The organism is Streptomyces sp. SDr-06, from assembly GCF_003324565.1.
Lineage (GTDB): Bacteria > Actinomycetota > Actinomycetes > Streptomycetales > Streptomycetaceae > Streptomyces.
The window spans coordinates 92,175-115,825 of record NZ_QOLA01000006.1; the positions used below are offsets into that span (position 1 = coordinate 92,175).

The 23,651-nt window shown below is 68.6% G+C and carries 21 protein-coding genes and 1 tRNA gene; 6 read left to right on the forward strand and 16 right to left on the reverse strand.

The annotated features are described in order from the left end of the window. The first annotated feature begins 245 nt into the window (after nucleotides 1-245). Nucleotides 246-593, forward strand: a complete 348-nt coding sequence (locus DT019_RS40215) for an FAD-dependent monooxygenase (protein ID WP_262985324.1) — start codon at nucleotides 246-248, stop codon at nucleotides 591-593. Nucleotides 594-732: 139 nt separating this feature from the next. Here the strand turns inward: DT019_RS40215 and DT019_RS15335 are convergent, their stop codons facing one another. Then, nucleotides 733-1,224 carry an RICIN domain-containing protein gene (locus DT019_RS15335; RefSeq protein WP_189389591.1) on the reverse strand — a complete coding sequence of 164 codons (492 nt, stop codon included), beginning with the start codon at nucleotides 1,222-1,224 and terminating at the stop codon, nucleotides 733-735. A gap of 850 nt (nucleotides 1,225-2,074) precedes the next feature. Here DT019_RS15335 and DT019_RS15340 point away from each other — a divergent pair. Both DT019_RS15340 and DT019_RS15345 read left to right on the forward strand, forming a co-directional pair. After that, a complete protein-coding gene (locus tag DT019_RS15340) occupies nucleotides 2,075-4,429 on the forward strand; it encodes an ATP-binding protein (RefSeq protein WP_114037351.1) in 2,355 nt (784 codons plus the stop codon). A 135-nt stretch (nucleotides 4,430-4,564) separates the two neighbouring features. Beyond that, nucleotides 4,565-5,749: an alpha/beta hydrolase family protein gene (locus DT019_RS15345; RefSeq protein ID WP_114037352.1), complete on the forward strand. Its 1,185-nt coding sequence runs from the start codon at nucleotides 4,565-4,567 to the stop codon at nucleotides 5,747-5,749. A 259-nt stretch (nucleotides 5,750-6,008) separates the two neighbouring features. Here the strand turns inward: DT019_RS15345 and DT019_RS15350 are convergent, their stop codons facing one another. Together DT019_RS15350 and DT019_RS15355 are read right to left on the reverse strand one after the other, a co-directional pair. Then, nucleotides 6,009-6,860 (reverse strand): RCC1 domain-containing protein, encoded by an 852-nt coding sequence (locus DT019_RS15350; protein WP_114037353.1) that lies wholly within the window; start codon nucleotides 6,858-6,860, stop codon nucleotides 6,009-6,011. Between the two features lie 353 nt (nucleotides 6,861-7,213). Next, complete coding sequence (locus tag DT019_RS15355) at nucleotides 7,214-7,423, reverse strand: DUF6243 family protein (protein WP_114037354.1); 210 nt, start codon at nucleotides 7,421-7,423, stop codon at nucleotides 7,214-7,216. A 465-nt stretch (nucleotides 7,424-7,888) separates the two neighbouring features. Between DT019_RS15355 and DT019_RS15360 the strand changes: the two genes are divergently transcribed. Both DT019_RS15360 and DT019_RS15365 read left to right on the forward strand, forming a co-directional pair. Continuing rightward, nucleotides 7,889-9,202 (forward strand): endonuclease domain-containing protein, encoded by a 1,314-nt coding sequence (locus DT019_RS15360; protein ID WP_114037355.1) that lies wholly within the window; start codon nucleotides 7,889-7,891, stop codon nucleotides 9,200-9,202. Between the two features lie 166 nt (nucleotides 9,203-9,368). Beyond that, nucleotides 9,369-9,445, forward strand: a tRNA-Pro gene (locus tag DT019_RS15365). 131 nt (nucleotides 9,446-9,576) lie between these two features. On the opposite strand, the gene DT019_RS15370 is transcribed toward DT019_RS15365, so the two are convergent. From DT019_RS15370 to DT019_RS15390, 5 genes are all read right to left on the reverse strand, one after another. Further along, complete coding sequence (locus DT019_RS15370; protein ID WP_223279547.1) at nucleotides 9,577-10,944, reverse strand: serine aminopeptidase domain-containing protein; 1,368 nt, start codon at nucleotides 10,942-10,944, stop codon at nucleotides 9,577-9,579. Nucleotides 10,945-11,249: 305 nt separating this feature from the next. Then, nucleotides 11,250-11,747 carry a GNAT family N-acetyltransferase gene (locus tag DT019_RS15375; protein WP_114037356.1) on the reverse strand — a complete coding sequence of 166 codons (498 nt, stop codon included), beginning with the start codon at nucleotides 11,745-11,747 and terminating at the stop codon, nucleotides 11,250-11,252. A gap of 127 nt (nucleotides 11,748-11,874) precedes the next feature. Beyond that, complete coding sequence (locus DT019_RS15380; protein ID WP_223279549.1) at nucleotides 11,875-12,315, reverse strand: hypothetical protein; 441 nt, start codon at nucleotides 12,313-12,315, stop codon at nucleotides 11,875-11,877. Nucleotides 12,316-12,708: 393 nt separating this feature from the next. Beyond that, complete coding sequence (locus DT019_RS15385; RefSeq protein WP_114037358.1) at nucleotides 12,709-13,152, reverse strand: hypothetical protein; 444 nt, start codon at nucleotides 13,150-13,152, stop codon at nucleotides 12,709-12,711. Between the two features lie 396 nt (nucleotides 13,153-13,548). Further along, nucleotides 13,549-14,469, reverse strand: coding sequence for a phosphotransferase family protein (locus DT019_RS15390; protein WP_223279551.1), 921 nt, complete (start codon nucleotides 14,467-14,469; stop codon nucleotides 13,549-13,551). A 488-nt stretch (nucleotides 14,470-14,957) separates the two neighbouring features. Here DT019_RS15390 and DT019_RS39570 point away from each other — a divergent pair, with 488 nt between their 5' ends. Beyond that, nucleotides 14,958-15,344, forward strand: a complete 387-nt coding sequence (locus tag DT019_RS39570) for a DUF1648 domain-containing protein (protein WP_189389593.1) — start codon at nucleotides 14,958-14,960, stop codon at nucleotides 15,342-15,344. A gap of 26 nt (nucleotides 15,345-15,370) precedes the next feature. Here DT019_RS39570 and DT019_RS39575 read toward each other — a convergent pair whose 3' ends face one another. The 8 genes from DT019_RS39575 to pgsB all read right to left on the reverse strand — a co-directional run bounded on the left by DT019_RS39575 (nucleotide 15,371) and on the right by pgsB (nucleotide 23,649). Continuing rightward, entirely contained in the window at nucleotides 15,371-15,508 is a 138-nt protein-coding gene (locus DT019_RS39575; protein WP_189389595.1) for a hypothetical protein, read from the reverse strand. A 310-nt stretch (nucleotides 15,509-15,818) separates the two neighbouring features. Further along, the gene (locus DT019_RS15405; protein ID WP_114037361.1) at nucleotides 15,819-16,061 is read right to left on the reverse strand and encodes a hypothetical protein; all 243 of its coding nucleotides are present in this window, start codon (nucleotides 16,059-16,061) and stop codon (nucleotides 15,819-15,821) included. Between the two features lie 509 nt (nucleotides 16,062-16,570). After that, nucleotides 16,571-17,110, reverse strand: a complete 540-nt coding sequence (locus DT019_RS15410) for a DUF1772 domain-containing protein (protein WP_223279552.1) — start codon at nucleotides 17,108-17,110, stop codon at nucleotides 16,571-16,573. 258 nt (nucleotides 17,111-17,368) lie between these two features. After that, a complete protein-coding gene (locus tag DT019_RS15415) occupies nucleotides 17,369-18,379 on the reverse strand; it encodes a quinone oxidoreductase family protein (protein ID WP_114037363.1) in 1,011 nt (336 codons plus the stop codon). A gap of 829 nt (nucleotides 18,380-19,208) precedes the next feature. Then, complete coding sequence (locus tag DT019_RS15420) at nucleotides 19,209-20,009, reverse strand: aminoglycoside N(3)-acetyltransferase (RefSeq protein ID WP_223279553.1); 801 nt, start codon at nucleotides 20,007-20,009, stop codon at nucleotides 19,209-19,211. Between the two features lie 581 nt (nucleotides 20,010-20,590). Then, on the reverse strand, nucleotides 20,591-21,667 hold the full coding sequence (locus DT019_RS15425; protein ID WP_114037364.1) for a C40 family peptidase: 1,077 nt from the start codon (nucleotides 21,665-21,667) through the stop codon (nucleotides 20,591-20,593). Between the two features lie 24 nt (nucleotides 21,668-21,691). Beyond that, nucleotides 21,692-22,174, reverse strand: coding sequence for a poly-gamma-glutamate biosynthesis protein PgsC/CapC (locus DT019_RS15430; RefSeq protein ID WP_114037365.1), 483 nt, complete (start codon nucleotides 22,172-22,174; stop codon nucleotides 21,692-21,694). Next, nucleotides 22,171-23,649 (reverse strand): poly-gamma-glutamate synthase PgsB, encoded by a 1,479-nt coding sequence (gene pgsB / locus DT019_RS15435; protein ID WP_114037366.1) that lies wholly within the window; start codon nucleotides 23,647-23,649, stop codon nucleotides 22,171-22,173. Before pgsB ends, DT019_RS15430 begins: the two co-directional genes overlap by 4 nt. Nucleotides 23,650-23,651: the final 2 nt, after the last annotated feature.

Below are 23,651 nucleotides of genomic sequence, written 5' to 3' on the forward strand. Positions count from 1 at the left end.
ATCGGCCGCCGGCAGGCCGGGACCGCCTCGGCGTGATTTCCGGGGGGACACCGTGCACCCGTCCGCCCTGTCGCTGCTGGACGACATCGGCCTCGCCGAACGGTTCGCCCGGTTGCCGCACCGGCGGGTGACCTCGCTGCAACTGCTTCAACGCGCTCATCGATCGCGGCGACCACTGGCAGTGCGCGGGGCTGATCACCAAGGGGACCGATGCCGAACGCCGCACCGAAGGACTGGACCGGTTCATGGCTCGGTTCACGAACGCGGTCCCGTGGCTGGCCGACCGGGCTCACTCCGTCACGTCCTGGGACGAGGTCAAGCTGCTCGACGTACGGCTGGACCGGCTGCGCCGCTGGCACCGAGCGGGGCTGCTGTGCATCGGCGACGCCGCCCCTGCCGTGTCGCCGGTCCTCGGCATCGGAATCAACCTCGCCGTGCAGGACCCGCAGCGGGCCAAGAAGTGCACACAGCGCGTCACCGACTCGCGGTGGCTCAGCCGGTTGCCGGCCTACTTCCTCGGGTACGGGGCGCTGCGCGAACGGCTGGCGAAGGCGTCGCTGCGCGGCAACGAAACGGGCCGGGAGGCGTCATGAGCGACAGCCGGCCCGCTGCCTCTGGCGCCCCGGCCATCGTCGGGGCCTCAGGTCCGGCACCGGCGGAGACCACGAGGTGGGCGCACGCGAATGACCGTGGTGCGGCAGTTGGCGCCGCACCACGGTCGAATATGTCCGTTTACGGGATCGTCCAGTGGTGGTCGTCGTTGTCGCTGCAGTAATACAGCGTGAGTCGGGCGTTGTCACCTCCGGTGCGTACGCCGTCGACGTCGAGGCACAGACCGCTGGCGAGGTTCACGAGCCAGAAGCTTCCGTCGGAACGAGCCACCTGACCGTAGATCTGGTTGTCGCCGGTCGTTTCGTTGCAGTAGTACTCACTGACCTTGGTACCGGCGCTCACACTGCCGTAGTTCGGCACGTCGAGGCACAGGTTGTCCTTGACGTTGCGGAGACTGTAGAGCGGATAGTCGTTGGCGCTCTGACCGAGGTAGTCCCAGTAGAACAGCTGGTTGTCGCCGGATGTCCCGTTGCACGTGTACTCGTTGACGGGCCCGTTGACCGTCCCGGCACCGTAGCCGGGAATGTCGATGCATTTGCCGGTGACGACGTTCTTGACGAGGTAGGGCCCGTAGGTGGTGGCGGGAGTTATGCGCTGCGCGGCCCGGGGCAACGTGGTTGTTGTGGAAGGGGATGCGACGCTCAAGGGGGTCGCGCCCAGGGCCCCCGGACTTACGGTGACCGCTTGCGCCGGGGAAGCGGCGAACGCGAGCGCGAACAGGGCTGCGCCGGCGCTGAGCGTGCCTACGATTCGTCTGATGGGTTTCATGGACCATCCTTGTCTGGGGTTGAGGATCTGGTGCTGGGCGGTGCGGCGGTGAGGACATCGAGGGCTGTCCGCCCGCGCGCTATCCGGATCCGGGGCAGGCGGTTCCGCCGGGATTCGGTCAGGATCTGGCTGGCGTAGGGCTGGAGCCGAGCAATCCCGCGCGCACGGCAGCCCCGACGTCCGCCCGATAGCCCGGCTGAAGCTTGACGCAGCCCGTCAAGGCCCAGGAGATGGTCTCGCGGACGACGTTCTTGACGTCGCGCTGACCACCCGCCTGCCGGAGTGCTGAGAGCCCTGTCACCGATACTTCTCGCGGCGCAGGGCTCTGCCGGGCGTCTGTTCCGGACATCACAGTGGGCTGCTCAACTGCGCGGCAGCATCCGGTACGGTCAATTCCCCTCGACTGGACCGCCCTTGGGCAACGACCTGGACCCTTTCGGTCGAGTCGTCATCCCCCTTGCTCCCCTGTTGCCATACTTGCCCGCCCCGAATATGTCCGGATTGCCGGTTGCTCCTTTACCTTTCGAGGTGATGCGCCGCGCAGAGCCAAGGCCCGGCAAAACTATGCGCCGCCCCCTCTTTCGTCCGAGATTGAGTCTGCAGACGCCGACCTACCCGTGACAATGTTCTCGGTCAGGTCCGGACGGATCCGGTTGCCCCGACGGGCAACGCGTCTCACAGGGGGAGCCGCACCATGGAGCCATTGCGCCCGAGACCGGACGAGCCGACGCAGAGCGTGGGCGACTACATTCGCGACCTGCGGGCGCTCAAGGCGAGGGCGGGCCAGCCGTCCCTGCAGGAGCTGCAACGCCGCAGCGGTATCGCACGCAGCACGCTGTCGGACGCGCTCAGCCCCCGGCGCCGTGAGCTCCCGCGGCTGGAGGTCTGCCTCGCCCTGGTTCGTGCGTGCGGCGTCAGGGCGCAGGAAGAGGCGCGGTGGCGGGAGCGGTGGCAGCGGATCGCCGAGGCCCGCGACGCGGGGCGCTCGGCGCCAGCGGCGGGTGATGCGGCCCCCACTGTCCATACGAGGGTCGCGCCACGGCAACTCCCCTACGCCGTACGCCATTTCACCGGGCGGGCACGCGAGCTCAAGCGTCTCGACGAGCTCATGGCCGATCGGCGGACGAGCTGCGGCGCCGTCGTCATCTCGGCGATCGCGGGCACCGCGGGAGTGGGCAAGACCACCTTGGCCCTGCATTTCGCGCACCAGGTGGCCGAACGCTTCCCCGATGGCCAGCTCTTCGCCAACCTGCGCGGCTTCGACCCCGCGGCCGACCCCGTCGACGCCGCCGACGTCGCGCGCGGCTTTCTGGACGCACTCGGCGTACCGGGCCACCGCATCCCCGCCGACCCCGAGGGACAGCTCGCGGTCTACCGCAGCCGACTCGCCGGATCCCGCACTCTGATCGTTCTGGACAATGCCCGCGAGGTGGAGCAGGTACGCCCGCTCCTGCCGGGTTCGGACGGCTGCCTGGTGCTCGTGACCAGTAGGAACCGGCTCTCCAGCCTGATCGCCCTGGACGGCGCGGTTCCCCTGCCGCTCGACGTGCTCTCCCGCGAGGAGGCGCACGAACTCCTCCTTCACCGACTCGGCCCAGAGCCCGTTCTGAACCATCCCGAAGCCACCGACGAGCTGATCGAGTTGTGCGCCCGGCTGCCACTCGCCCTCAACATCGCTGCCGCACGCGCGGCCGACCGCCCCGGTGTCCCGTTGGACACGTGGGTGGACGAGTTGCGCGACACCCGCGCGCGTCTGGACCTGCTCGCGGCCGATGACGGCTACGCCGATGTGCGGGCCGTACTGTCCTGGTCCTACCGCGCCCTTCCTCCGCAGAGCGCGCGCCTATTCCGACTGCTCGGCCTGCACCCCGGGCCGGACATCAGCACCGCCGCGGCGGCAAGCCTCGCCGGTCTGCCACTGTCCATGACCAAGACCCTGCTGGACGAACTCCACCGTGCGCATCTGGTCACCAGGCAGGGAGGCGCGCGGTACACCTTCCACGATCTGCTGCGCGCATACGCGATCGAACTGGTCGAGGGGCATGACTGTACCGAGCGGGCGGAGGCGACACTGCGGATGTTCGACCACTACCTCCACTCCTCGCACCGTGCGGGTTCTCTCGCCTACGCGGACGAAGCCTCATGGCCCCCGCTCGATCTCACGGAGCCGGTCGCCGGTGTCACCCCGGAAGACCTGTCGGGCCGTCAACAGGCGCTGGCGTGGTACGAGGAGGAGCGGACCGTACTCGTTCACATGGCCGTCCGCGCCCTGCATGACGGATTCCCGAATTACGCCTGGCAACTCGCGGGGTCACAGGTCTCGTACCTGCTCAAGTCGGGACTGTGGCAGCAGTGGCAGCAGGTCGGCGACATCGCTCTGGCCGCCGCCGAACAAACCAGGGATCCCGGCCGGCAGGCCCACGCCCACCGATGGCTCGGCCAGGTCCACCGCTCCCAGGGCCGCCAGATCGAGGCCCACACCCAACTCCGCCGCGCCTTCGACCTCTTCGGCCAGGTCGGCGACCGCACCCGCCAGGGCAGGACTCAGATCGACATCGCCATCGCGTACGGCGAGCAACACGACCACGCCATGGCCATCGCCGAGTCGCGCTCGGCGCTGGAGCTGTTCGAGGCCGTCGATGACCCCACCGGACAAGCCACCGCACTCAACAGCATCGGCTGGTACCTGGCCCTGCGCGGCGAACCAGGCGATGCCCTCCCGTACTGCCGCAGGGCCCTGGAACTCGCCCGCGCCCACGGAAACCTGCCCGCCCAGTCGTCCACCCTGGACAGCATCGGCTTCATCCACCACCAACTGGGTGAGTACGAGAAGGCACTCCCCGCCTACCAGGAGTCCCTCGACCTTCGGCAGTCGATCGGTGACTACTTCCTCCAGGCCGAGATCCACACCCACATCGGAGACACCCACTTCGCACTCGGCGACACCCACGCGGCCCGCGCCTCGTGGACGGCGAGCCTCGCCATCCTCGACGACCTCCAGCACCGCGACGCCGAAGCCATCCGCACCCGCTTGGACGAGCACCCCTAACAGAGCGGAGGAGCAATGTGTTGATTCTTGCAACCCCTTAAGGGGGCCTCCCCCGATTCTCGCCGAGCCTCAGGTGAATCCCCTACATCGCTGAGGGGAGGTCAACTACCGTGCGGCCAGCCTACGGTCGTCCCTATGACCGGTATTCGTCGCACTGCCACCACAGCGGCGCTTCTGCTCGCCGTGCCGTTGTCCGTCGCCGCCACCGCTCCCGCGCTCGCCGCCCCTGCCGTTCCCTTCACAGCCACCTCGCCCGCCGCGCCCGCGGGCGTACATGTCGATCTCCCGCGCCCGACTGGACCGTACACACCCGGCCGGGAGTTCCTGCACCTCGTCGACCAGAGCCGACCCGACCCGTGGGTCCCGTCCGCGGGCCCGCGCCAGCTGATGGTGTCGATGTACTACCCCGCCAAGGCGGGGACGGGCGGCCCCGCTCCGTACATGACTCCCCAGGCCGCCAGACTCATGCTGGACACGAAGTTGCCAGGCAACACCATTCCCACTGAAGTCGTCACCGGCACCCGGACCTGGTCCGAGTCCCACGCCCGCCCGAAACCCGGCCGGTATCCGCTGGTCGTGCTCTCCCCCGGCTTCACCATGCCGCGCACCGAACTGACCAGCCTCGCCGAGGATCTGACCAGCCACGGGTACGTCGTCGCACTCGTCGATCACACCTACGAGAACACCGGAACGACCTTCCCCGACGGCCGGACACTCCCCTGCGTGATCTGCGGCAAGTTGACGACCGAGGAGCAATGGGCGGCGCTCAACGAGAGCCGCGCGAAGGACGTCTCCTTCGTCATCGACCAGTTGACCACCCACCGGCATCCGGCCTGGCGCTACGCCCGCATGATCGATCGCGAGCGGATCGGCATGGCAGGGCACTCGGCCGGCGGCGCCGCGACAGTCCCATCACTCCTCACCGACCAGCGCCTTCGGGCCGGCGTGAACCTGGACGGCACCATGGACTTCCCGGTGCCCGCCACCGGACTCAAAGGCAAGCCGTTCCTGATGATCGGTCACCCGTTGGGCGACCAGCAGGAGGATCCCACCTGGACGAAGGCCTGGGCCAACCTCGACGGCTGGAAGCGCTGGCTGACCGTCGCGGGTTCCAACCACGGCACCTTCACCGACAACCCCCTCTTCTTCGAGAAGCTCGGCCTTCCCGAGCCCCCTGGCACCACGATCAGCGCCGAGCGCGGGATCCATCTCACCGACACGTACGTGAGGGCCTTCTTCGATCTGCACCTCAAAGGGATCGACCAGCCGATCCTCAACGGTCCGACCCCCGAGAACCCGGAGATCAGCTTCCACCCGTAGCGGCCGCTGCCATCCCGCCCCGCGGGGCCATCGCGATACCGCGATGGCCCCGTTGGCGATCGCGCTCAGAACGCCCAGGCGTGGTCGATCCACTCATCGCGCCAGGACCGCCCGTGTCCGCCGCGATCATGGATCCGGTCGGCCGGACCTGGGCGGTCATCCAGCGCCCTCGACCGCTGCTGGCCCGAGGGCCGAGAGCAGGAGGCTTCTGCCGCCCGGACGTGACGACATTCCAGCTCACGTTGGCACGGGCCAGGGGCTAGGGAAGCCGGACTCCGGACCACGCATCGACGGCGCACTGCCCGTCCGCATTGTTCCCTGCGGCCACGACTGTGCCGTCGGCACGCAGGCCAAGGGTGTGGGTCGAACCGGCCGCCACGGCCACCATGTCGCGCCAATCCCCCACTTCGCACTGCCCGTAGCTGTTGTCTCCCGTCGCAAGGACCCGTCCGGAGGCAGTCGTCCCGACGGTGTGATAGCTGCCCGCGCCGAGCGCCACAACCTCTTCCCACTCATCAACCTCGCACGCCCCGCTTACCCGGTCTCCAGTCGCCACTGCGCGCCCGTCGCTTCTGAGGCCGACCGTGTGGAGATACCCGGCCGAAATGGCGGTCAGGTCAAACCACCCTTCCACGGCACACTGGCCTCGCCGGTTGTTCCCTGCGGCCAGTGCGGAACCGTCCGACCGGACGCCGACCGAGTGCCAGTCACCGCACGAGAGGTCGACCATCTCGCGCCAGGACCGCACGTCGCTCTGCCCTTGTGAGCTCCGGCCAACTGCCAGCACGAGGCCGTTCGTGAGCAGCCCGAGCGTACGGCGCCAGCCTGCGGCCACGGCCGTGACTCCTCGCCATCCCGCGACATCGCATTGCCCGTCGCCGTTCCACCCCGTTGCCAGCACCGTGCCGTCCGGCTGGAGCCCCACCGTATGAGACCTGCCGGTGTTTGTCGCGGTATGGACATTGCCGGCTGCCACCGCGACGACGTCTTCCCATCCCTCGACACGACATTCAGCGGCAGCGCTGTTACCCACGGCGAGAACGGTTCCATTCCAGCGTCGCCCGACCGAATGACGCCTGCCGGCAGCCAGCACCGACGGGTGAGCAAGCATTCCGCCTCCCTGCGCCTGGCACGAGTCCGCGACACGGGTTCCCACCCTACTTTGGGCGCGGATCGGAGCGGGGGGCGCAGTGGCGCCAGCGGGAGACGGCACAACCGAGCGGCGTACTGCACGCCCAGGACGTCATGACATCCGCCGCCGTCCCAGCTGCCAGCCAGGGCATCGACACGGGCAAGGGAATCACGACGCCGCAAGCGCCCACATCGGTGAGCCTGCACGATGCGAGCAATTCACGAGCGCTGTCCGCGCGTTCACCGGTGGCGCGACGGTACGGCGGCAGGGCCCGGACCGCGCGTCGCGGTCCGGGCCCTGCCCCATGCGGCGCCGCCCGTGGCGGCGGTGCGTCAGCTCTGGGCGGTGTCGTCGCCCGACTGCTCGGCGCTCTCGGCAGCGCCCGTCTTCTCGCGCATCTTGCGCACCAGCTCCGCCTTCTGGTCGGCGGCACCCTGGCGGTCAAGGTTGCGGTGCGGGCCGTTGTTCTGCCGTTCGGCGCGGGACAGCTTCTTGCGCTGGCCGCCGCCCATGCCCACGGGGTTGTTGATGTTCTTGCTCACGGGTTCTCCCGGAATGAGGTGAAGTGGTCTTCGGATTCAGCGGTGGGGGACGGGCGCGGCGACGTCGAAGGACGTCAGCAGGAGCCCGTCACACGCTCACTCGTAAATCGGCGTCTGGAAGAACATGACCGAGACGTTACCCGGTTCCGTCGGTTCCGCGCACCAAAGTTTCGCCGTCGCGGTCTCGGTCGGGCCTACGGGGAGGGCCTGTGGCCAGCTCTTTCCTTCCACTCGGCTCACGGAGCATGCCCCCGCACATCCGTCAGACCCGCAGATGGAGGCGAGGGAGCGGCTGGTCCTGCCCGTATTCCGTTCCGCTGGCGGCACGCGTGGGGGGGGCAGGATGTGCCGGTCCCATCGCGCTCGAATCGAAGGAGTTCGCGTCGGGGGGAGACAGCCAGCCGTGCTGCCGCCGGGTCGTGCCTGCCGACCCGTCGCCGCCCTGCGGGCCGCTAGCCTGTCGGTATGTCTGAGCGCGTCACGCCCGGTCGCACGCACGGCCTGATCACCCTGGGTGTCGCGGATGCTCTGTGGGCCGATGTGACGGCCGACAGCATGGTGCCGACAGCTTCTGGGGCATTCACCCGCTCTCCTTCCAGTGCCGAGGCCGGGTACGTACTGCTCGGTGGCCACCTGGTGGCGACGGCGCGGACGAGCGACGGTCAGTGGAGCGTTGCGGAGGCTGAGGTGCGTCGGGCGGCCGCGGCACTGAACGCGGTTGCAATGGATCGGCAGGACCTGGTCCGCGTCGGCCCGTTTCGGGGAGTACCGCGGCAGGAGCGCGACGAGGAAACTGCCTTGCGCTGGCGGCGGCGCATCGCGGGGGTGATGCACGAATTCGGCGCCCCCGAGCGGGCAGCACACCACGAGTTCGACGGGCCGTGCCATCTGGCGGGGATCGACTGGCGACGGCTGCTCGTGGAGCAGGCTCGCGGCGGAACACAGCGGTCCTGGTGGCTGCCGCGCGCTGTGGTCAGGCTGTTGGACGCCGCCGAGCACGCCGAAACGCAGTGGGTGCACGCCGCACGGACCCGCCGCGGGGCCGGCACCGAGCCGTTTCCCCACCCCAGGCAGGCGACGAGCCCCGAGCGCCCCGCCACCGCACTGCGCCCGTACCACGGGGAACTGTCAGGCCAGCTCTACTCGGCGCTCAGCAGGAAACCGGGTTTCTCCCGCCAGGTGGCCACGTGGTTGTGCGCCGTCTGTGGCAGCGCGGCCGCAAGTGTCCTCGACCACTGCCACGAGCACGGCTACGCCCGCGCCCCTCTCTGCCAGTCCTGCAACACGCAGGAACGCCCCGACCACCTGTACAGCAACGACATCCGCGTGGCCGGCCGCTACAGCCGCCTCTTCGGCGCCGACACCGACGCCTGGCTTCGCCACTGGCACCGCTGCCCCGGGTGCCGTGCCCGCACCACCCTCCCGTTGCCGCACCTGGCCGCATGGACCGCCCACACCGCCTGCCGATCACTGCGCCCGACCCACCGCGCCGCTGGCGGGCGCAAGCCCTGCGGCACGCTCCGCGTGTACTGGACGGGCAGCCACAACGCACCCCACTCCTGCCTTCTCACGGTCGCCGTCGACTTCTGCCCCTCCGGTGAGCATCGTGTTCTGGCAGAAGTCCCCTACCGCGAAGCCGCCGAACGGTTCCGCACCTGGCTGGCCGAGACAGCTCCTGCCGTGGCCGCCGCGGCCGGCCCCGACCGCGTGGACGGCCTCCCCGAGCAGCCGAGGCCCGTCATCGCGGACACCAACGGCGAGGGCCTCGCACTGTTCTGACCATGCACCAGCCAGACGTGACGCCCCGCGAGGTGCCCCTTGACGTGCAGGGCCCGCCCACGTCGGCTGGATTGCGGCCATCCGCTTCGATCGGCTGAGTACGTGGTCCCCCTGATATGGTTCTCACGCACGAATGGCCGGTGGGAGCACCGGGTCAAGCGGGCATCGGGACGTGGCGCAGCTTGGTAGCGCACTTGACTGGGGGTCAAGGGGTCGCAGGTTCAAATCCTGTCGTCCCGACCAGTGCTTTACGCAAACCGGAGGCAGTTTCCTCGAGGACGAGGGGGCGGCCTCCGGTTTTTCCGGGCCAAGGCGGCCCCGATGCGATCACTGTTCAATTTGGACAGCGCACACGCATCATGCACGTACTTCCACTACAGCGTCGCCAGGCCCCAGAACATGGCCCAAGGAATGAACAGCGCGCTGGTCAGGCCGAGGAGCCCGAGTCGGACGATGGTCCGGCGTGACACGGAAGCCCTGGCTCGCCACCAGCCCACCGCTGTGGCCACGGCCATCAGTGCTGTCCCGGCTGTCAGAAGGTGCAGGCCGAGCCAGAACACCGGACGGTTGCCGAGCATCGGGCCGGCGTTCAGCGTCATCGCCACGAAGCCGAAGTAGCCCAGGAAACCGAGCAGGGTGGCAAGTCCCGTCGCGGCCAGCCAGCGTGGTGCCCGGCCGGCCCCGAGGGCACCAGGGCGGCCGCGCAGGCGGCGTACCAGGTCCCCCACCAGATACGCGGCGAACGAGACGACCATGAGGACGAATGCCGCGCTCTGCACCGCGCATGTCCCGTACGCAGGCAGAGAGGCCGGCGCATGGCTCTGCCTTGCCTGGTGCGGCAAGGCATCGTCGGTCCCGTGTCCGTGTCCCGCGACCCAGGACGCCATGGTGTCGACGTAGCCGGGCACCAGTTGCTCACCGCGCTGGAACCCGTCGGTCGAGGCGTGCAGTTTGTGGTCGGCGTGCGGGAAGAAGCGGACGGTCACATCGGTGTCGCCGCCGCTCCTCAGCGCGTTCTCGATCATCACAGCACTCTCCGCCGGGGGCGACTGCTGGTCATCACCCCACAGGGCGAGAACCGGCTGGCGAAGGCGGCGCAGTGCCGGCAACGGGTCGTAGTCCGCTTCGGCGAGCAGGCCGGCGTCTGAGAGGAACCGCGTGCCGGTGGCGGACACCGTTCGCAGCAGCGATCCTGAGACACCTTCGTGCCGAAGTCTGTTCTCGGCGGACCATGCCGATTGCCGGGCCGGAGACACCCCGGACGCGCCGACCAGGACCACGTACGAGACCTGTGCCGAGCGCGAGGCCGCGAGCGGAGCGACCCAGCCGCCCTCGCTGAACCCCCAGAGCCCGACCTTGCCGGGATCCACATCGGCGCGCGTGTGCAACACCCGGACCCCCGCCAGGGCATCGTCAGCGAGTTGGGCATAGGACCGCTGTGTCAGTGAGTATCCCGCGGTCCGCTTGTCGTAGCTGAGGACCACGAACCCGGCCCGCGTCATGGCCTCCGCCTCGGCCCGGTACTTCGCCCTGGTCTCCGGACCCGAACCATGCACCAGCACGATCCCGGGCCGCCGCTGCCGCGCCGTCCCGGCGGGTGCTGTGACCGTGCCGTGCAGGGTGACGTCCCCGCTGCGGAACTCCACCTCACTCTGTTCGATGTCCTGCCCCGCCCGGGCAGGGCGCGCCATTGCCGACCCGCATACCGTCGCTACAGCTGCCAGCGCCGCGATCAGGCACATAGCCCACCAGGCCCGCATACCGCCCCCTGATCATGAAGGAGCCCGTCCGGAAGCCCCGGCCGGTCACTCCTCCTCGATCGTGCTGCACACGGCAGCGGCGGCCCATCCAGCAAGCCCGCCCACCGTGAAGGGGGTTAGCACTACTCATCGCCTGGGGAGGACACGCGCGACACGTCCACGATCGTCATGTGACGAATGGACTGGACACCCTGCGGAGAGCACCTTCGAGGGCGTTCGCCGGGCCGAACGCCGCCTCGCCGCATCAGTCCGCCGGGGTGGGGCCCCGGCGGGCCCGGATGTGGAGATCAGACAGCGGCCAGGCTCTTCGCCATGACCCGCTCCCTGCCCATGCCATCGACCAGAAGATCGCCGGGCTCACCCGTGTCCGTGAAACCGTGCCGCTCGTAGAGCGCGGTCGCCTTGTGGTTGTCCGGCATGACGGACAACCGCAGCGTCGTGGCACCGCGGTCCACCGCCCACCGCTCGACCGCCTGGATCAGGTAGTCGCCGACGCCCTTGCCCCGCGCCGTGGGGCTGACCCACATCGAGATCAACTCCGCTGTCGCTGCTTCCTCGTCCGGCACTCCGCTGGCCATGCCGACGGGGCGGCCGTCAAGGAGCACGACGAGATCGTGCGCGCCAGGAATCGACAGACGGGCACGCCAGCGTTCCTCTCGGTCACCGGAACCCTGCCACTGGGCCAGGGTCGATCCGAACGCATAGGGCGCCTCAGAGAGCGCGGCCAGTCGCAACTCCCGCCAAAGGCGCCAGTCGTCTGCTTCCACAGTGCGTAGTTCAAGCATGATCCAGACCTTGCCCGCCCTTCAGAGCGGGCGGCAAGTTGATTTCGACCGTGCAAACGAGGCCGTTTCAACCGCCGTCATGGCTCGGACGCGCCTGGCCGAGGACGCCGCTCGGCCCCGGAGCGGATCAGCTCTGAGGGTCGCTCTTCTGACTGGCCCCGCTGATCTGCGCGAGAACATCCTGGAGCCGCCGGACGGCGTCCTCCGCCTCCGTGTATTCCTCAGGACTTGCCACGACGGTGCCGAAAGTGCCGCCACTGTCCGCGGGCAGAGCCCGCCAACGCAGGACCGGCTCCAGCGCATTCAGGGCGCCGGAGAGAAACCAGGCCAGGCGACCGTGCGTACGCGCGAGAGAGATCGCCAGGACGGCGAGCGTTTCCCTCAGGTGCTCAAGCCGTTCGATCTGTGCCAACGCCCCCTGGACGTCCGGTGGCCCGACCGCGTCCCGCAGGCCGGACTCGGCTGTCCGAGCGAGTACGCACTCCCCCGGCGCCACTTTCCACACCTGTTCCCGGATCAGCTGTTCCGCTTCCTCGGCCAGCACAGCGACGATCCTCCGCATGTCCATGCGGGCCACTCTAATGAACAGCCCCCGCAGCCTGTGACGGCCTTGTTCGATTGCAGCGCGCTCTTTCCGCGACCGCTCGTCGGCACGGTGTCGAGCGCGGCACCGATCTGCCTACTGGCGATACCGGTGCGGTGTTGAGGCCGGGATGAAGTCCCCAACTGCACCAAGCAGGGTTCAGGGCGGCCCGCCCAGGATCCGGACGCTTCCCGCGGGCGAGAGCGCGGAGCCCGCGGGCCCGACACCGCTTCGGGCAGCCGGATGATCTCCCGCCGGATCCTCCCCTCCATGACCCGTCCGTCGTCATGCGGCTGCGCTCGCGGGTCACGGCGGAGCCGGATCGGCGCGCCACGAGACAGGGCGGAGCATGAGGTCCAGCGCCCGCCGCCCGCCGTGTCAGCCGCCGCAGTTGGCGTTGATGTGGTTCGACTCATGAAACTCGTAACTGCCGTCGGCCCGCTGGGCGTTGATGTAGGTACGGAAGTCGTGGACTCCGGTGCCCGCGCAGTTGTAGGAGATGTTGATCCAGCCCTGGCCGGAGATGTTCTTGGTGGCCATGTCTTCCCAGCCGTACCAGCGCGAGCGCTGGATCACCACGGTCGCCCCGCCACTGCACGGGGCAATGATCCCGGCGGTGCCGCTGATGGTGTTGCCGTGCTGAGCCGTGCTGCCGATCGCCACGCAGTCGAAAGTGGGCCGAGCGGCGTGCGCCGGATGCGCGGGCGAAGTTTCGGCGCCGGCGCCGGTAATGGCGAGCGCGGTGCCCGCCAGGACCGCAGTGGTCATGACGATGCGGAGGATGCGACGGGTGGGACGCAGGCCTTTGTGCTGGAGGTCCATGGGCTTCCCTTTCGGGACCGACGTGACGGAAGGTGCACTCTCGGTCATGAATCTACGACCCACAGTGACAGCGATCAAAGGCGCGCAGGGTCACTGGGGGCGCGTGCGCCGCCCGGGATGAAGGACGACGCGCGCCCGTCCCCTTTGCGGCCCTGCGCTGTGGCCTCAGGACCATGGGGGCCTCGCGTGAAACTGGTGTGAAGCGCGCTGCCACCTCTGCTGCGGCAGGGTGCCGGGCCCTGCGCCAGAGTGAGCAGCGCAGGTTCACCACGTACAGGGTCTGCGAGACGATGTGGCTGCGGGTGGCGCCGTAGTGGACCAGGGTTTTGTCCATGTCAGCGTAGATCTGCCTGGGCTGGGCGAAGTGGGGGGGGCGGCGCCCCGGACCGGCTCGGCTCACCCCAGCAGGTCCATCAGGCAGGTGACGTAGGCATCCAGCCGCTCCTCCATGGCTTGTGTCGTCAGCTCGCTGCGGCCTGCCTCTCGCCACGGCTTCGCCACCCACTGCACTTCCTCCGAGAAGGCCAGTGGCTCGCGCACCTGCCAGTACAACCGCTCGTCCGCGTCCGCGGCCAGCATCCCGCCGGCTTCCTGGTACGCCTCGGTGAAGCGCAGGCCCCACACCGGGCCGTGCAGCAGCGCGAGATTGGTCGAGCAGTGCGCCACGTCGAGGTCCGCCGGGCCCCAGGAGGCCGCAGCCCAGTCGACGACGCCGGAGATCCGGGCACCGGCGTCACCAGCCGGATCCTCGTGCGGCACATCGAACAGCACGTTGCCGGGCTGGAAGTCCCGGTGCAGGAACCGTCCTTCGTAGCGCGGCGCGGGCTCGCGGATCACGTCGATCGCGGCGGCCCAGACCGCGGCGTCGGCGCCGTCGGGGGTCACAACCGTGTCGGCGGTCGTCAGCGCCACGTACTCCCGGGGCCGGACGGCAGGCCGCACCGCGTGGACGGCCACGAGTTGACGGGCCAGCAGGGGCAGGCGCGTCTCCAACCCCTCCTCGTCGAGGACCGTCCGCCCCGGCAGGTGGGTCATCAGGAGCGAGGGGTACTCGCACTGCGCGGCGGTCGGATCGACGGCGACGAGCCCGGGAGCCGGCACACCGGTGCTGGTGAGCGTGGACAGCGCATCAGCCTCCCTGTGCAGGAGGTCCTCGGACGGCCCCTGCCGGGTTGGGTCGACGAAGGAGCGCAGCACCAGGTGCCGGATGCCTCCGTCCCGCGTGCCGATGGCCAGCCTCCGCATGTCGGCGGTGGCACCACCGTGCAACGCCTCGGCTCCGACAATCTGCTCGCCGGCCTCCAGGTGCCGACGCACCCATGACAGTGTCAGCGGCCGCAGCTTCACTGCATCATGATGATTGGTCACCGTCCCACCTCATCATCCGGGCAATGGCGCGCACGAGCCATTTGGTGCGTGGCCGCCGGCGAGCGTGCAGGCGCTGGGCGGGGAATGGGGCCGTGAAGGGTCGGGAATTTCAACAAGCCCCATCGATTTCGAGCCAAGGCACCGACGCGCGGGCCCGCCGGGGGCGCAACTCGCGATCCCGCCCTGGACGAGGTCCGCGATGGGGTGGACGAGTGGCGCGAATCCTGCGGCGAACAGTGACACAGGAAGCATTGACTGCCCGCCCACCGCGCGCTGTTGCTCGCGTTTTCGGTGGCTACGGCACATGCTTTTACGCACGTCGATTCCAGCGGTTCCATTCACAGGAAGAGTGCCTCTCCATGCCCGCGCCCCAACCAGCCTCCCGCCGACTTGCCCGCCGCATAGCGACCCTGGCCGCGCCTTTCGCCTGCGGCGCGTTGGCCACCCTCATCGCGTTCCTGCTGCTCCGGGACTCGTTCCCCGACAAAGTAGCCACTCACTTCACTCTCGACGGCACCGCCGACCGCTATAGCTCACCTGGCACGTCAGTGGGTCAGTACACGCTGGTCTTCGCCATCGAAACCGCTGGTGCCGCGGCCGCAGGCATCAGTTCCAGACTGCCTGTCATCGCCACCCGGCCCCTGTGGGCCTTCTCGGTCGGCCTGGCCACCGCGACCACCTATATCCTCGTGGCGCTCATGTGGAGCATCAGCAGGTCCGACGAACACACCATGCAGCTCCCCTCCCTCCAACTGCCCTTGGCCGTCGCCTCCGGCGCCGCGCTGGGTGCGGTCGCGTGGTTCATCTCCCGAAAGCGGGCATGAGCCATCGCACGACGCCGAGTGCAGGCCTATCCGCGCAGCGTGATGCGCAGTTCGTAGAGCTGGCCAGTACTGATGGCCTCGGCCTGCTCGCGCAGATCTGCCGCGGTGAACCCGAGCAGCGCCTGGTCGGCGGCCCGGCGCAGCAAGGGGACGATCCGTGACAACGGCTCGCCTCGGTGCGCGGCTGCCAAATCCGCGAAAGCTTGCTGGTAAGCCGCACCATAGGCGTGAGCGTTGTGCGTGAGAAGCCGGGGCGGTACCTGCTGACCGATCCTGGTGTGGCCCATGACTGCTCCCGGTGACGACAGGCGCCGGCTGGTCCGGCCTCTGCTTGCGACGCTCGGACCGTGCACTGGCCTGCCGGTCGGGCGCTGGTCGCGCGTATACGCCTCCCCGGCCTTAGCGACCTCCCTGAGCGGTGACCTGCGGTGACCGCGAAGCGCTCCGGAGCAGCCTAACGATTTCACCCAATCTTCAACCGCGCTTGAGTTTCGAGATCTCCCGATTCTTGTTGAGATCCGGGTACAGCGTGCACAAGTCCGCGACAACGGCACGGAGGAAGGCCTCCGTCGCGGTCCGGAACTCCTTGTACGAGACGGAGCCCGTGGGCCCTTTTTCTTCGCGAATGAGGAGAGAATCTCTGTTCCGCGTGAACAGGAACTCACCGGCGCCCTCAGCCACGGAATACTGCCGCTTGGGCTGGCGCTCCAAGTCCAAACCGACACCGTGGAGGCAGTAGGCGAAGTCGAGAACGGGACCTGAACGACTGAAGTCGGTACCTCCCGCCCGGAAGACGAGTTCCCCCCCAGAACAACTCGAATGTCAGCTCGTACAGATCCGCTCCGGCCAGCCTTCGACGCAGCGCAGGACTGTCGACGCCATCGCGGATTCCACTCACCCGGTGGCCAAACTCGATCACGCCCTGCTCCTCTTCACCAGCCAAAGCAGCAGTTTACGAGCCTCAAAGGGGTGACGGCGCAAGTAGGGACTTCCGCCAGACACTCCCCGCCAGCACCGGTATCTGTCCCGTACTCCGATGAGGGCCACAACTCGCCTTCCTTTTCCCAGCATTGGGGCCCAGAACACTGTTCTACCTGCCAAGAGCGTCCGAGAGGTGTACTCCGGGCCGCACCGTTGAGCACGCGCCCATGGAGACAGCGATGGCCACGACGCCTACAGCTGTGGCGGAGCACCCCGAGGGGCACCGAGAGGATGGTCAAGTCCGCCTACCGCATCGCGCTGGCCCCGGCCGCCGGTGCCACGTACTCCGACGGCTTCGCCGAGCCCCGCCGTGCGAGGCAGGCGCGCACCAGAAATGCCAGCGACACGGTGCACAGTGCGGCACGCACGTCGTTCCAGACGACCCATGGACCCTCGAACGCCGCTCGTGCGTTCGCCGGATCGGCGGTCTGGGCAAGGCCGTTGTTGAGCGGCACGTTCACCCCACTGGTGAGCAGGAAGGCCAGGGTGTACGCCCCGAGCGCGGCGTACACCCAGATCCTCACCCCTGGCACCCGGCGCTGCTGCCAGGCCGCGACGGCGGTCAGCACCAGGGCGCCGACAAAGATCGCGAAGAAGGCCGGGTTCTGGATCACGTCGTTGATGTTCCGCATTACCTCGACGTACGTACGGTCTCCGCTGCGAGCCAGCGCCGGCATCACCGCACACGAGAAGACGAAGAACGACCCGGCAGCGAGCCCGGTGGTCACCGTCGCGGCTCCGAGCACCCAACTGCTGCTGTCGCTGTGCCTGTTGTGTGTGTTCATGGACCAAGTCAAGCGTCGGCCGCACATCGGACCCATGGCCGGGAAGCGCATCCGCATGCGCGTGCGTCCACGACCCAAGCACCATCAACGCCGCCCCATCGCCGAAGTGCCTCGGGTTCAAGCGGGCATCACCCCGGCTCAACGCCGTCAGCGACCACGTCGCGAGGATCGGACAGATGGTCGTCCCGGCGCCCCGCGAAACTCCATGCACACTCGCGACACCTCAGCCTCCAAGATCCCCGACCTCGTCACCCGTGATCAGCTCTGCGTCTCCTCGCGGCGTCCAATAGCGGCCGTATCGGGTACGAGGAGCAGCTTGCCGGTGGTGCGCCGAGCCTCCAGATCGCTGTGGGCTTGGGCGGCTTCGGACAATGCGTAGCGGCGAGTTACGGTGACCTCAAGCGCCTTGGAGCGCACCCACTCGAACACATCGGCGGCCCGCCGGAGCAGTTCGGACCGAACGGCGATGAAGTCTCCGAGGCTGGGCCGGATCAGGGTCAGAGAACCGCCGTGGGCGAGCCGCATCGGATCAAACGGCGGCACGGCACCACTTGCCGCGCCGAAGAGCACGAGATGGCCGCGGGTTCGCAGGCTGGCGAGGCTCGCATCGAAGGTGTGCGCGCCGACGCCGTCGAAGACAACCGGCAGTCCTTGACCGCCGTTGAGCCGCCTCACCTCGGCTGCGAGATCGTCGACTGCGGAGGAAAGGATCACCTCAGCGGCCCCGGCACGCCTCGTCAGATCGGCCTTCGCCGTGGTCGACGTCGTGCCGATCACCCTGCCGCCGAGATGGGTGATGAGCTGGGTCAACAGCAGTCCCATGCCACCAGCAGCCGCATGCACGAGCACCGTGTCGCCCCCTTGAACCGGGTAGGCGTCCTTGATGAGATAGTGCGCGGTCATGCCTTGGAGGAGCACGGCGGCGGCTGTCTCGAAGTCGATGTCGTCGGGCAGCGGCACCAGCCGGGCGGAGTCCACGACGGCTCGCTCGGCGTACGTGCCGGGAATCTCCACCCAACCGACCCGGTCCCCGACTGCGACGTCAGCGACGCCGGGGCCAACTTCGACGACCGTGCCGGCGCCCTCAGCGCCCGGAGTGAAGGGCAGCGGGAGGCTGTACCGGCCTTCCCGGTGGTAGACGTCGACGAAGTTGACCCCGGATGCCGCGACCTCCACGATCGCCTCGCCCGGACCCGGCCGCGGCTGGTCCACCTCGGTCTCCTGCAGCACCTCGGGACCGCCCACTTCGTACACCTGAATTGCTCGCATGACCCCTCCAGTAACGGCTCATCCCCCACCAACCCCGTTCATGGCGATCCGATTCCCGACAAGCGGATCAGCCCGCCGCCCCCGCCGACAGCCGAGACGCCTGCTGTGCACCCGGGTCTGGGAGACCGAGGCCGTCAAGGGTCGATGAATGCACCACCCACCGCTTCCACACCTCCGTACGGCCACCCACCAACGGGCTGTGGAAGGCGTCCCGTTCGGCCCCTTGGATCCGGCAACCTTCCGCACGATGCTGGAGGGCAGCATCATCGCGCGCCGGTGAACTGGCATCCGGGCGAAGCGGCGATCCGTACTTCTGGTTCGTCGCCACCGCCGCCGTCACGTACATGGCGATCGTTGCCGTACTGTCTCGGCATACCTGAGGCGCCGTTGCTTCCCACTGTCGCCCGCCAGCCAGGCGACATGCCCAGCCTAATGACCAGAGGTCGGCTCCGGGCGATGCTGAGGGGCCGCGTGCAGGACACTGCCTCCCGTACGACAGCCGCGCCGGGCCTTCAGCTGCATCGTCCCCGGGGCGAGGCACATGCACATGGCATTGCTTGGTTCGCTCTGATTGACTCCGGCCATCGCTGCGATCGTCAGGCGCCGCTCCCCTGCTCGCCCAGATGCCGCAGCCACACGAGGCCTGTCACAACGCGGGTTGGACGCCCATGGCCATCCCGGATGCCCGTGCCTCGACAACAACCCATGGAACGGGAGGCGCATCCTGGTGGTCCGCATGCGCTCAGGCGGGAAACGGAAAACGGGCCATATTCAGCAGCCGCCTCAGTCCGCCGGAGCGAGGGAGCGCAGGTCGCGAGTCGAGGGCGTGTCAGCTGGTGGGCCGATGGTCGGGGAGCCAGTGCTGGGCAAAATTCGCGGCCTTGCGGAGGCTGAATAGGCGGGCGGTGGCGGAGCAGACTCGGCCGGTGCGTACGGTGCCGACCGGCGATGCGCGCTCGAAATCCGCTCCCAGGGCGGCGAAGTCTCCGTCGTCCAGGGCGACATCCTCATACGTCCACCACTGCCGTTGTCCGTCGAGCGTGACCACGCAGTTGTAGGGGCGCCGGACCGGGTGCGGCACCCGGTACTCCGCGAGGTGGAAGGTCGTGCAGACGTTGAAGCCGACTCCCAGGAGCAGCACTTGGGCGTGCAGGTCGTACAGGCGAGCCAGTGGCGAGTCCTCGCCCAGGTGGCAGTCCAGATGATGATTCTCAATGATCTTCGCCGCTTCTTCTCCAAGTGCGGCGAAGGACGTCTGCGGGTGTTCGCTGCGGATCGCGCCTGGCATCTGGCGCACGGTCTCGCTGAGCAAGCCGGTAGTGGAAGGGGTCACCTCAGGGTCGAACGGCGCCATGGCCGCTCTGAGTTCGGCCACCTCCTTCTCGTCGAGGCCGCGTACTCGTTCCAGATACTGGGGCGAGGTGTCGGAGTTCGCAGGGGTGAAGGTGGGCACGGCCAGGGTGCCGGCCGGTCCGAGCGCGCCGCGCAGGGCCCGTACCACCGTCGCGGGGCCTCCCGTTGTCGCACCGATGGCGCGTACGGACGCGTGCACCAGGAGGACCCCGCCCTTCTGTACGCCGAGGTCCGACAGGTGCGCGGTGAGTCGGGCTTCATCGTGGTGGACGTTCAAGTCAGTACATCCCTTCGGGCCCAGGCTGTTCGGTCTCGGCGTTTCGGCTCCGGGAACCGTTGGCCGAGACCGACGAGGCACGGAACCAGCGGCCTTCGCGGTTTCGAAGCCCTGCCCCTCCTGGAGGGCAACGAGCCCGCCCGGACAGGGAACACGGCCCCGAGGGCTACGTTTCCTCCACGGCCCGCATCTCGCTCTCCGCTCCGATCAAGCAGTTCAGTACGCGTTCGTGATGGTCTCCCGCGGGGTCGACCCCACGAAGACGCACGTGCAAGTCGCTGAGCTCGCCCACCATACGGTGGAGGAACCGGCCCCCCCACCCAGGCGCCCACCTGACCACCGTAGCCAACTGTGTTGAGACAGACGCCCTTTCCGCCACCGCTTTCCAGTCTGCAGATTCTGGCAAGCATGCGCCCGATCGACTGCTGGTCAAGCAGGACGGGTCGCCAAGGGCGCCACTCCCGGCACGTTGCATCGTGCGTCGGCGTCACCCTGATCAGATCGGGCCGTGCCGGGTGGGCCTGGTGCGGCCGAAGCCGCGTCGGACGGGAGGGGGACCCGGGGGCCCCGGGGGCCCCGGGTCAAAGCCGCTTCGCGTTGCGCAGCAACTGTGCGTAGAACCCGCCTCCGTCGATGCGGGAGACCCCGCCCTTGTCGCCGATCGTCGGGCCGTTGACCTCCTTGCGGCTGGAGATGAACGTCTTGTGGCCCTCGGTGTCCGGTCCCAAATAGAGCGCTACGTGGTCGAGGCGCTCGCCGGTGTGGTGGTCCATCTTGAAGAAGAGGAGGTCACCGGGCTGGAGCACGTCGATGTTCTTGGGGCGTTCGTACCAGGGCGCCGGGCCCGACAACGGGATGATGTCCGCGCCGAGGCGTGAGCGGGCCATGCCGTTGGCCGTGCGGGGCAGGCCGTCGCCCTTGTTGTCGTCGGACGCCAGCGGATAGCGGGCCCGGTAGCCGAACACCATGCGCACGAACCCCGAGCAGTCCATGGCGCCGGCACGGGCGGGTTCCGGCTGCTTGGTGGTGCCGTCGCGGAAGGTGTAGGGGATGCCCAAGTAGTGGAAGAAGTCGGACTGTTCGAGCAGCGGCGTGCCGCGGTTCTTGGTGAGGTCCGGGTTGACCGGGCCGAATTTGGCGTCGCCCGCGTACACGAGGCCCTTGGCGTCCTTCTTGACCGGCGCTCCGGTGGCGTACTGGAAGGCGGTCGCGAAGAGGTCGTCCTCCTTGGTGCTCGAGGCCTCCTTGAACCAGGTCTTGAACCACGCCTCCTTCTCGGCTCCTTGGCGCCAGGCCTGGGGCATCAGGCGTACCCAGTCCTCCGAGACGACGCGGACCGCTGTGTTCGCCGGTTCGGCGAAGGTGCGCGAGGGGCCCCTGAGGGTCGCCGTGCGCGCCTTGTCGGTGAACGTGGCGAGGATCTGGCCCTGGTCGCCGCGCAGCACGGTGCGCGCGGGGTTGTTCAGGCGCTCCCAGCGCTGTGTGCCGCTGTCCTTGCCGGCGTCGCCCTCCCCGACAGGACGGTCCTTGACGGTCTGGACACCGGGCGCCGAGTCCCGCTCCTCGCTGCGCAGTTCCACGGTGAGGTACGCGCTGGACGCCAGCAGGGCCAGCACGGTCAGGGCGTGCACAGTGGTGCGCTTCTTCATGGGGGGCATGTCTGTTTCGGCTCCGATCCCGGGTCAGGCGGACGGCATGACGCCGAGGAGGATTCCGGCGGTGAGGACGACATAGGCCATGAGCGTCACCGATCCCGTGGCGAGGAGGGTGGGTCCCTTGGGCTGGCGGACCAGCTGGTAGGCGATCAGGCCGGGCACGATGAAGCCGAGGGTCTGATTGGCGTACATGAGGGGGAACTCCAGGGAGAGCACGATCATGACGGTGGCCTGGAGGGTGACGCCGAGCAGGACGACGGCGGCGAAGAGCCGCTTGCCGTAGAGGATCACGAACTTCTGCATCAACAGCGTGCCGGCGTAGGTGAGGACGGTGACACCGGCGACCATCGCGGCACGCTGCAGGTCCTCGACGAGGGTCAGCGCGAGCCAGCCCGGGGTGATCATGCCGCCGGGTGAGAGGTTGGTCGTCAGGTAGCAGACCAGGGAGAAGAGCAGCCCGATCGCGATGCCGATGGCGGCGATCTCGGGGGTCAGGACGGAGGGGATCAACGGTGCTGCTCTCCTGGGTTGTGCCACTGCGGGGAATCATCGGCGGGAGGTACGCGCGGCTCGAACAGGCCGCGGGTGCGGGCCTGTTCCGGGTGCGCGGGGTGCGCCGGGTTCTGCTGGGGGTGCGGGTGCGGGTGCTGCTCCCCCGCGCGCTGCGCGTGGTGCGGCGCGTAGCGGTCCTCGTACGCCTGGGGGTAGGGCTGGTAGGGGTCGAGGTGGGGTGCGTACCGCGCTGTCGTCTCGGCGTCCTGGCTCGTGCGCTCGGGTGTGGCAGGAGCGGCGGGCTCGGCGGATTCGTCCGGCGGGAGGTGCGCGAGGTGTTCGAGAAGGAGTTCGCCCTGGCCGTGGATGTTGCCGATGGCGACGAGCGAGGAGTCGGGCCCGAGCCGGCCGAGCAGCTCCCGCATGAACTCCTCGGGGTCGCGCCGGTCTCCGCCGAGGTCGACAGCGCGGTCGCGGTAGGCGGCCGGGATCGCGTCGATGGCGGATTTGGCCGGGTGGCCGATGACGAAGACCTGGTCGGGGTCGAGGTCGGGGATGATCTCGCCCATCTGGCCGTTGCGTTCGACGCGGTCGGGTCGGCAGTTGATGACCACGTTCAGGGGGCGGTGGATGGCGCCGAGGTCGAGCAGCTGGTTGATGTTCATCAGCGTCGACTCGGGGTCGTTGGCCGCGAAGACGTTGGCGAAGCGGAGCTTCTTGTCCTCGTGGGTCACGTACCGCTCCACGGAGAGGACTCCGGGGTCCGGCGGGGCGTCGTACATGCCCCGCAGCGCGGTCTCGCGGTCGACGCCGAGGAGTCCGGCGACGACGAGCGCGATGGCCACGTTCTCCTTGAAGGTGAACCAGCTGAAGCCGCGCAATTCCTCGTCGGTGACCATCTCCGGGTCGGCGTAGACGAGGCGGCAGTTCCGTGCTTCGGCCTCTTCCTGGAGGATGGCGAAGCGGTCCTTCTCTGCGGTGACACAGATGCCGTTCTCGGGCATCGAGCGGCACAGCGAGCGTGCCACGTCGTCGAGGGTGGGGCCCATCTCGGCGAGGTGGTCCTCGCGGACGTTGCAGAGGACGCCGATCGTCGAGCGGATCAGCTTGGACTGGTTGATCTCCTGGAGCGCGGGCATGACGGCCATGCACTCGATGACGAGGGCGTCCGGATGGTACGCGCTGGCGCGCCGCACGATGCCGATCTGCTCGACGACGTTGGCGATGCCGAACTTGCGGTACACCGGCTCCTCGGTGGCATCCGGGTGGATGAACCGGGCGGCGGTTCCGGTGGTCTTGGCGACGGTGACGAGGTCGCCGCCGCGCAGCGCGCCCGCGCACAGGCGGGTGATGGAGCTCTTGCCGCGGATGCCGTTGACGAGCACGCGGGTCGGGATGCGTTCGAGGTTGACGTAATGCCGTCGCTGTTCGATCACTCCGGAGATCAGCAGGACGGCTCCGCACACCACGAGCACGGTGTAGAGGAAAAGCACGG